Annotated in this window: 8 protein-coding genes; 3 read left to right on the plus strand and 5 right to left on the minus strand. The window is 74.4% G+C overall.

Annotated features, from left to right (window positions below; genetic code table 11):
* Positions 1 to 133: 133 nt before the first annotated feature.
* The gene (locus ACH4SL_RS12005) at positions 134 to 1,570 is read left to right on the plus strand and encodes a helix-turn-helix domain-containing protein (protein ID WP_398444025.1); all 1,437 of its coding nucleotides are present in this window, start codon (positions 134 to 136) and stop codon (positions 1,568 to 1,570) included.
* A gap of 110 nt (positions 1,571 to 1,680) precedes the next feature.
* Entirely contained in the window at positions 1,681 to 2,178 is a 498-nt protein-coding gene (locus tag ACH4SL_RS12010) for a hypothetical protein (protein ID WP_398444027.1), read from the plus strand.
* A gap of 154 nt (positions 2,179 to 2,332) precedes the next feature.
* Here ACH4SL_RS12010 and ACH4SL_RS12015 read toward each other — a convergent pair whose 3' ends face one another.
* The gene (locus ACH4SL_RS12015) at positions 2,333 to 3,586 is read right to left on the minus strand and encodes an MFS transporter (protein ID WP_398444029.1); all 1,254 of its coding nucleotides are present in this window, start codon (positions 3,584 to 3,586) and stop codon (positions 2,333 to 2,335) included.
* Positions 3,587 to 4,080: 494 nt separating this feature from the next.
* On the opposite strand from ACH4SL_RS12015, the gene ACH4SL_RS12020 reads away from it, so the two are divergent.
* A complete protein-coding gene (locus ACH4SL_RS12020) occupies positions 4,081 to 5,016 on the plus strand; it encodes a LysR family transcriptional regulator (protein ID WP_398444031.1) in 936 nt (311 codons plus the stop codon).
* A gap of 21 nt (positions 5,017 to 5,037) precedes the next feature.
* On the opposite strand, the gene ACH4SL_RS12025 is transcribed toward ACH4SL_RS12020, so the two are convergent.
* The 4 genes from ACH4SL_RS12025 to ACH4SL_RS12040 form a co-directional block, all read right to left on the minus strand.
* The gene (locus ACH4SL_RS12025; protein WP_398444033.1) at positions 5,038 to 5,688 is read right to left on the minus strand and encodes a hypothetical protein; all 651 of its coding nucleotides are present in this window, start codon (positions 5,686 to 5,688) and stop codon (positions 5,038 to 5,040) included.
* A gap of 34 nt (positions 5,689 to 5,722) precedes the next feature.
* Positions 5,723 to 5,986: a YrhB domain-containing protein gene (locus ACH4SL_RS12030; RefSeq protein ID WP_398444035.1), complete on the minus strand. Its 264-nt coding sequence runs from the start codon at positions 5,984 to 5,986 to the stop codon at positions 5,723 to 5,725.
* Between the two features lie 68 nt (positions 5,987 to 6,054).
* Positions 6,055 to 7,077 carry an LLM class flavin-dependent oxidoreductase gene (locus tag ACH4SL_RS12035; protein ID WP_398444037.1) on the minus strand — a complete coding sequence of 341 codons (1,023 nt, stop codon included), beginning with the start codon at positions 7,075 to 7,077 and terminating at the stop codon, positions 6,055 to 6,057.
* A gap of 601 nt (positions 7,078 to 7,678) precedes the next feature.
* Positions 7,679 to 8,410 (minus strand): hypothetical protein (locus ACH4SL_RS12040; RefSeq protein ID WP_398444039.1); only part of this gene is annotated, 732 nt, incomplete at its 5' end.

The raw sequence follows: 8,410 nt of genomic DNA on the forward strand, positions 1-8,410 counted from the left end.
ATGTACCCAGAGTCGTGGAGCGGGGCGAACGGGGGTAGTACCGTCGTGGGTTCCCGAGGCGGTAACCCCCGTGGACGAGGGCCCGGTCGGGCTTCCACGAGCCCGACGACCACGAGGAAGCGCCGAGGACACCGTGAGCCCCTCGCCCATCCCCTCCCGCGTCCTGGCCAGGCCGGAACTCCGGCACGCCCTGCGCGAGCACGACTTCGCGGCCGCCTTCCGGCTGCTGAAGCAGTACGCGGGCCTGTCCCAGAACAAGATCGCCCTCGCGTGCGGCCTCACGCCCGGCAAGGTCTCGACGATCATGTCCGGCAGCACCCGCATCACCTCCATCGAGGTACTGCGGCGGATCGCCGACGGCCTGCGCGTCCCCGGCGATCTGCTCGGCCTGGCCTCCCGCCCCTGGGAGCGCGCCCGCACACCGCAGTCGGCGCCCGACCCCGAGGTGCCGCTGCGCGTCGACACCCCGTGGCAGGCCGCCGCGACCGTCGACCTGGCGGCCCGGCTCACCCGCGCGGACCTCGCGATGGACCGCCGGGCGCTGGCCCGCGCACTCGCCGCCACCGCGATGAGCGGACCCCTCCTGCTGGACTCGCTGGAGGGCTGGATGCACCCCGGCGAGACGGGCCGCCGCCGCGTCCGCCCCGGGCGCCTCGGCCTGCGCGACATCGGCCAACTGGAGGAAACCGCACGGGCGTTCCGCGCCTGGAACCACGACTACGGCGGCGGCCTGCGGCGTCGTGCGGTCCTCGGCCAGCTCTCCGAGGTGACCGCCCTGCTCGGCGAGCACCAGGCCCCGGCCGTCGAGGAGCGCCTCTACCGGGTGCTCGCGCTGCTGGCCGGCACCGCGGCGGGCATGGCCTGGGACTCCGGCCTCCAGCGCCGAGCCCAGGACTACTACCGGCTCAGCCTGCGCGCCGCGCACGCCGGCGGCGACCGGCTGTGGGGCGCCAACGTGCTGGCCGGCATGGCCCGCCAACTCCTCTACGCCGGAAGGCCGTCGGACGCGCTGGAGCTGATCCGGCTCGCGCAGGACGGCTCCCGCGAGGTCGCGGGCGCGCGGCTGCGCGCCATGCTGCACACCCGCGAGGCCTGGGCGCTCGCCGCGATGGGCCGCACCGCCGCCTTCACCCGCGCCACCGAGCAGGCCCGGCACGCCCTCGGCGCGGCGGCCGGCAGCGGCCAGGAGCCGTACTGGATCGACTACTTCGACGAGGCGGAACTCGCCGGCACCACCGGCGGCAGGCACCTCGAACTCGCCCGCAAGGACCCGCATCTGCACGCCGAGCAGGCGGGCGAGGAGATCCGGCACGCCCTCGCCACCCGCGGCGAGGGCGCCGGGCGGGCCGTCGCCCTCGACCGACTGGGCCTCGCCGAGACCTACTTCCTGCTCGGCGACCTGCACGCCGCCGTCGCCGAGACGCACGCCGCCGTGGACGCCGCGGCCGGCGTGCGCTCGGGCCGGGTGCGCGAGGGCGCGGAGTGGCTCTACGCCTACACCGTCGAGCACGGGCACGCGGCGCCCGTACGGGAGGCGCGCGCTAGGCTCCGCGAGCAACTGGCCGAGTGAGGCGAGTGAGTTGAGCGGGCTGAGCGGGCTGAGCGGGCCGGTCCGACTGAACCGGCCGAGCCGAGTGAACCGACCGGGCCGACCGGGCCCACCGAGGGGGAGCGAACGCCATGACGACACGCGCCGTGACGCTGGCCGTGACCGGGCACATAGACCTCACACCACCGTCCGTCCCGCTCGTACGGGCCGCTCTCGACGCACTCCTCGCCCCGTACGCCGGGACGGAGTTGACGGGCGTGTCGTGCATCGCGGCCGGCGCCGACACCGTCTTCGCCGAGGCCGTGCTCGCCGCGGGCGGACGGCTCGTCGTCATCGTCCCCTCCCGCGACTACCGCGCCGCCAAGGTCGCCCCCGAGCACGCCGCGCGCTTCGACCGGCTGCTCGGCGCCGCCGCCGAGGTCGAGGTCATGGACCACGCCACCGCGGACCGGCGCGCGTACGAGACCGCCAACCGCGCGCTGCTGCACCGCGCCGAGCGGCTGGTCGCGGTGTGGAACGGCGAGCCCCCCACCGGCCGGGGCGGCGGCACGGCCGACACCGTCCAGGAGGCGCGGGAGCTGGGCATACCCGTGGACGTGGTCTGGCCGCGGGGTGCTTCCCGCGGATAGCCGTGCCCCGGGGGGCCTGGCGGGCGGTCGGGAGCCTGGTAGTCGGTGCCTCCCGCGCGTAGCCGCGCCCCGGGCCCGGGCCCCTGCGTGGCAGACCGGCAAGTACGGTCGGACGGCGGTGCGTTGCCGCTGGTACATGCTGCGCGGGCGGCCCTCACGCCGGTACGGGCAGCGGCTCCGGTTCGGCGCGGGGGAGCAGCAGCGGGGTCGCCAGGACCAGGACGCCCGCCAGCGCGAGCGCCGGCCGCAGGCCGATCAGCGCGCCCAGCACGCCCCACACCGCCGTCAGCAGCGCCGCCGAGGCCTTCGTCGTCACCGCCCAGGCCGACAGGACGCGGGCGACCCGGTCCGGGGCGGGGCGCTGCAGGCGGGTCGTGGCGTAGACGGGGTTGAAGACCGCGCAGCAGAAGATCATCCCCAGCTCCACGCCGATGACCAGCAGCAGCCCGCCCGCCCCCGGCCCGACGAAGGCCAGGCCGAGCGGCCACAGCGCGCGCAGCGTGCCGGACGCGACCAGCACCCGGTGCTGCCCGAAGCGCGTCACGAACCACCGGGCCAGCCGCGAGCCCAGCAGGCCCGCGAGCGAGGGCGCGGCGAAGGCCAGCCCGTACTCCCACGGCGTGAAGCCGAGGCGGCCCAGCATCAGCACGGCCAGCAGCGGCTCGGTGGCCATGACCAGGCCGTTGAAGAGGGCGGCGCAGAAGAGCAGCGGCCGCAGCGCCGGGTCGGCGAGGATGAAGCGCCAGCCGTCGAGCAGGTCGCGCGCCCGTGTCCGCGGGATCTTCCCGCGCTCGGGGCGCGGCTCCCGCTCACCGCCGCGCCCGCCGCTCGCCCGGATGCCGAGCGCGGACAGCAGGTAGCTCGCCGCGTCGGCGACCACCGTCGCCACCGGCCCGAGCAGCCCGATCGCCATGCCGCCCAGCGGCGGCCCGACGATCGTGGTCGACCATGCCGTCGACTCGAAGCGCGCGTTGGCGGTGAGCAGGTGCTCCGGCGGCAGCAGCGTCTTGAGGTACGCGCCCGAGGCGGCGCGGAAGGCGATGTCCGCGGCGGCGACCACGACCGACACCGCCAGCAGCTGCACGAAGGTGAGCGCCCCGAGCGCGTACGCCACCGGGATCGTCAGCAGCGCCGCGCACCGCGCCAGGTCCAGCGCCACCAGCACCGGCCGCTTGCGGCGGAATTCCACCCACGGCCCCAGCGGCACCGCCACCGCCGCCCCGACCGCCGCGCCCGTCGCGGACAGCGCGGCGACCTCGGCGGGCCCGGCGTGCAGCACCCGGACGGCGATGAGCGGAAAGGCGCCGAAGGCCAGCCACGTCCCGAGCGCGCTCGTCCCGTACGCCCCCCACAGCCACCCGAACCGCCGCCCCAACCGCTCCCCGCCCGCCCTACGTGCCACGTCCACCCGTCCGCCTCCCCGTCTCCACCTGCGGCGCGCGGCTTGTTGCGGCCGCGGGCCGTTCCTGTCCGTGCGTGGCGCGCGGCTTGTCGAGGCCGCGGGCCGTGCCTGTCCGTGCGTGGCGGGCGGGCCCGCCGCGGCAGCCTGTGTGAGCACCCACCGCGGCCGGTCCGTATCCGTCCGCTGGCCCCGCGTCAGCGGACCCGTACCGGCGGCCCGGCGCCAGCGGACCCGTACCGCCCCCGCGCCAGCGGACCCGTACCGGCGGCCCGGCGCCAGCGAACCCGTACCGCCCCCGCGTCAGCGGACCCGTACCGCCCGCGCGCCAGCGGACCCGCACCGGCGGCCCGCGGCCGCCGACCCCCACCGGCCCCGCGCCAGCGGACCCGCATCGGTGCAGGTCCGCGGTGCGCAGCATCCAAGCGGGCGCGGGCGGCGGGGCGCAAACAACCGGCGGGCCGCCGGGGCACAACGCACGGTTGTGTCCCTAGGCTGGCGGGATGGACCTCGACACCGTGCGGACCTTCGTCGCCGCCGCCGACGCGGGACGCTTCCAGGAGGCCGCCGCGGAGCTGTCGCTCACCCAGCAGGCCGTCTCCAAGCGCATCGCCGCCCTGGAGCGCGGCCTCGGCGTGCGGCTGTTCACCCGCACCCCGCGCGGCGCCGAACTCACCGTCGACGGCCAGGCGTTCCTGCCGCACGCGCGCGAGCTGCTGTGCGCCGCCGAGCGCGCGGCCGCGTCCGTACGCCCCGGCAGCCGCCCGCTGCGCGTCGACGTCCTCGCCTCCCGCAGCGCCGCGTCCAGCGCGATGCGCGACTTCCACCGGGCTCACCCGGGGACCGAGCTGGACGTGGTGACGCTGTTCGAGATCGAGGCGGCTGTCGCCGCGATCCGCTCCGGCACGCTCGACGCGTCCTTCCGCGCCGTCACCGCGCCCGGCCGCCCGCTCCCCGAGGACATCGCGTACGCCCGCGTGCTGGACGAGCCGCTCCAGCTGTTCACCGGCCCCGCCCACGCCCTCGCGACCGCCGGCTCCGTGCGGCTCGCCGACCTCGCCGGGCACCGCATCTGGATGCCCGGCGTCGTCCCCGGCACCGAATGGGCCGCGTACTACGACGACCTGGTCGCCGAGTTCGGCCTCACGATCGAGGCGACCGGCCCCAACTTCGGCTCCGACGCCCTGCTGGAGACCGTCGCCGACACCCCCGCGCTGGCGACCTTCATGGGCGGCCTGACCCGCCTCGTACGGCCCGAGGGCCGCGGCCTGCGCTGCATCCCCGTCACCGACCCGACGCCGGTCTACCCGCACGCCCTCCTCTGGCACCGGGACAACCCGCACCCCGCCCTGCCGCTGCTGCGCGCCCACCTGGCGGCCACGACCCCGGGGTACGGCGCCCCGGGGACGTGGACCCCGCCGTGGACGGCGGCGGGCTGACGCCGCTCGCCGCCGTGGGGCCTACCCCAGCTGTCCCGACCGGGCCGCCTCGACACGGCGCGGTGCGAAGTCCACGCCGTGGGCGTCCGGCACGTCGTAAGGGGACTGCCAGAAATCCGGGACGAACGCGTCGCCGTCCTCGTGGCAGAGGTGGCACGCGGCGCACCACTCGACGAGCCACCCGTACGCGACGGCCCGGACCCCGTCGAAGACCTCGTCCAGCGGCTCGTCCACCCGGTACCAGCGGTGCAGCTCCCGCGCCCCGCACCCGGGGCAGGCCCCGCCGAGGTCGGATGCGCGCGGCTCCGCGTCGAACACCGCCCGCCAGCCGCCCTCCACCTCCGGCGGCACGAGCCGCCACCCGCCGGGCCCGGCGAGCGCGCGACCGTCCCTCTCGAACAGGCCCAGCTCCGCGCCCTCCGCACCCCCGAGCACGCGGCACTCGCCCGTCACCAGATCCACCCGGACCGGCCCGATCCCGACCACCATCCGCGACGGATCCCCCGTCTCGACGTAGGCACGCTCCTGGAACCCGAAGTAGGCACCCCCGTCCACCACGGCGACCATGCCGTCGACCGGCACCAGATCCACCGCGGAGTTCAGCGGATCCTTGTCGACATACGCGCGGGCCAGCTCGGCGGCCTTGTCGATGCTGATCACGTGTCGGGACACGTTCCCTTCCAGGAAGCGCCGGGCGCCGGGTGTGCTAGTAGTCCCCGATTTCCTCGTCGCAGCCCATGAACCGACACTCACCGGTCCCAAGGTCCACGACAACCGGATTGTTTCCCAGGAGATGAGCGTGGTAGTCCCCTGTGTCCAGGAAGGCGATGGTGCTGTACGGCACCACGGCCAGATTTCCGTCGACGGAGACGCTATCGGACATCAGGCGCATGGTGGCGGGATTCCACCCGATGTCACTGCGCTCCAGGAAATCGAGAGCTTTCCCCAGTGCCGCTTCCAGAGTCGTCATGTACGGGAGCGTATTGGCCCGTTGCTCCGCGGGGTGCGGCTTCCCGGCCGCACCCCGCGTCGGGGGCGTCAGCGCCAGCCGAGGGCCGGGGCGACCTGCGTGAGGATGCTCTCCAGCACGTGGGCGTTGTAGTCGACGCCGAGCTGGTTGGGCACGGTGAGCAGCAGCGTGTCGGCCTCCGCGATCGCCTCGTCCTCGGCGAGCTGCTTCACCAGCGCGTCCGGCTCGGCGGCGTACGTACGGCCGAAGACCGCGCGGGTCTGCGCGTCGATGTAGCCGACGTGGTCGGCGCTGTCGCCGTCCCGCCCGAAGTAGGCACGGTCCCGGTCGTCGGTGAGGGCGAAGATGCTGCGCGAGACGGAGACGCGCGGCTCGCGCTCCCAGCCCGCCTCGGCCCACGCCTCGCGGTACGCGCGGATCTGCGCGGCCTGCTGGACGTGGAAGGGCGCGCCGCCCTCGTCGTTCTTGAGGGTCGAGCTCATCAGGTTCATGCCGAGCCCGGCGGCCCAGACCGCGGTGGAGTTGGATCCCGCGCCCCACCACAGGCGGTCCCGCAGCCCCTCCGAGTGCGGCTCGACGCGCAGCAGCCCGGGCGGGTTGGGGAACATCGGCCGCGGGTTGGGCTGCGCGAAGCCCTTGCCGTGCAGCACCTCCAGCAGCACCTCGGTGTGCTTGCGGGCCATGTCGGCCTCGGTCTCACCTTCGCCGGGCCCGTACCCGAAGTAGCGCCACCCGTCGACGACCTGCTCCGGTGAGCCGCGGCTCACGCCGAGCTGGAGCCGCCCGCCGGAGATGAGGTCCGCGGCGCCGGCGTCCTCGGCCATGTAGAGGGGGTTCTCGTAGCGCATGTCGATGACGCCCGTGCCGATCTCGATCCGCGACGTCCTGGCGCCGATCGCGGCCAGCAGCGGGAACGGCGAGGCCAGCTGCCGGGCGAAGTGGTGCACCCGGAAGTACGCCCCGTCGGCCCCGAGCTCCTCCGCGGCCACGGCGAGGTCGACGGCCTGGAGCAGCGCGTCCGAGGCGGTCCGCGTCACGGAGTGGGGGGTGTCGGACCAGTGCCCGAAGGAGAGGAAGCCGATGCGTTTCATGAGCGGGACAACACCTCCGCCAGTTGGTTGATTCCTCAATCACCAAGCCCTGCCGGGCCCGCGTCCCCCCGCCCCGGCCGGCAACGGCGGAGGGCCGGCAGACGAGCGGGGCAGCAGGCCGGGCCCAGGCGCCGGAACCCTCTGACCAGCATAAACGCAGGTCGCATCGGGTGCGCGTTGTTCCGGCGGCGTCCAGGGGCGGTCGCCGGAACCCGGAGGAGAGCAGTCGGATTCGACCGGGATCGATCCCGGCCAGGAGTTCGTGCAGCTGACGAGCCCCTTGCGCCACGCGGTCGTCAGCGTCCCGCGACAGGTCCTCGCACAACCTGATCGCGTTGTCCCGGTCGTCGGAGAAGATGCCGAATACGTCGACGGCTGCGGTGTGAATCCCCTCCCACGACTTCCCGGCAAAGTACCAGCGGGGCGCCCTGCGCATGATCGCCAGGACCTCCCGGTGATCTCCGCCGGAAGCCGGTGGAGTCGAACACCTTGCGGCGGCCGTTCTCGCCGGTGAACGGCGCGGTCCGGCCCCGGTCGCGATGGCCCACCTCATGCGCGCCCCCCCGGCGGAGCTGCGACGACGCGCCGCTGGACCCGCGGTTCATACCCCGGGGTGCCGAGCTGCTCTCTGGAGTTCGTCGAGCCACTCCAGATACCACTCGGCAAAGCGCGTACGACTTCGCCGCCTGTGCCACAACGGAGCAAGCGGCTCATCCACGCATCTCGCGTCGAACCAGAGGTTGCCGCGCTCCTCGCCGGTGACGACCAGCCAGGTGTAGTAGCCGCACCCTTCGTGGCTCAGCCGTACGGCCCCGGCGGTCATCGCCGGGTGGAGCTCGTCCTCGGCCGCGCGGAATGCCGAGGCGACCCGATGGACCTCCTCGTCGTCGCTCTGGCCGGCCGCAATCGCCGCGTTCTCCAGGATCTGCAGCTGCTCGGTCCACCGGGCGCGCTCCTCGTCACTCGGAAACGGACGAGCAAGCTGCTGTTGCTCCGCCGGGTCCTCTGCCTCCCACTCCGGCCAGCCCCACGGACCCTCATGGCAGGCGAGCGAGGCCAGTCCGTAGCCCGGACCGAAGCCTCCCGCGCCGACTTCCAGGAGGAAGCCGTGGTATTCCTCGGGGAAAGCGACCCCGAACTGCCGCTCAGCGGAGGAGACCTCGTAGTGCTTCGTTACGTTTGGTGATCTTGCCTGGTGGTGGGCATGTCCTTTGCATGAAGCTTGTCGAGGTTGAGCGTCTGCGTGGTGAGTTAGCGGAGTTTGTGGGTGATGTGTTCGGCTCGGTGTCGCGGCGTGATCAGCGGCGGTGGGGCGAGTGCTACATGCGTGGGC

It is taken from the genome of Streptomyces sp. NPDC021020 (genome assembly GCF_044333285.1).
Classification (GTDB): Bacteria; Actinomycetota; Actinomycetes; order Streptomycetales; family Streptomycetaceae; genus Actinacidiphila.

Coding starts and splice junctions, on each gene's coding strand:
- ACH4SL_RS12010 (WP_398444027.1), top strand. CDS start 1,681: ATGACGACACGCGCCGTGACGCTGGCCGTGACCGGGCACATAGACCTC.
- ACH4SL_RS12020 (WP_398444031.1), top strand. CDS start 4,081: ATGGACCTCGACACCGTGCGGACCTTCGTCGCCGCCGCCGACGCGGGA.
- ACH4SL_RS12030 (WP_398444035.1), bottom strand. CDS start 5,986: ATGACGACTCTGGAAGCGGCACTGGGGAAAGCTCTCGATTTCCTGGAG.
- ACH4SL_RS12035 (WP_398444037.1), bottom strand. CDS start 7,077: ATGAAACGCATCGGCTTCCTCTCCTTCGGGCACTGGTCCGACACCCCC.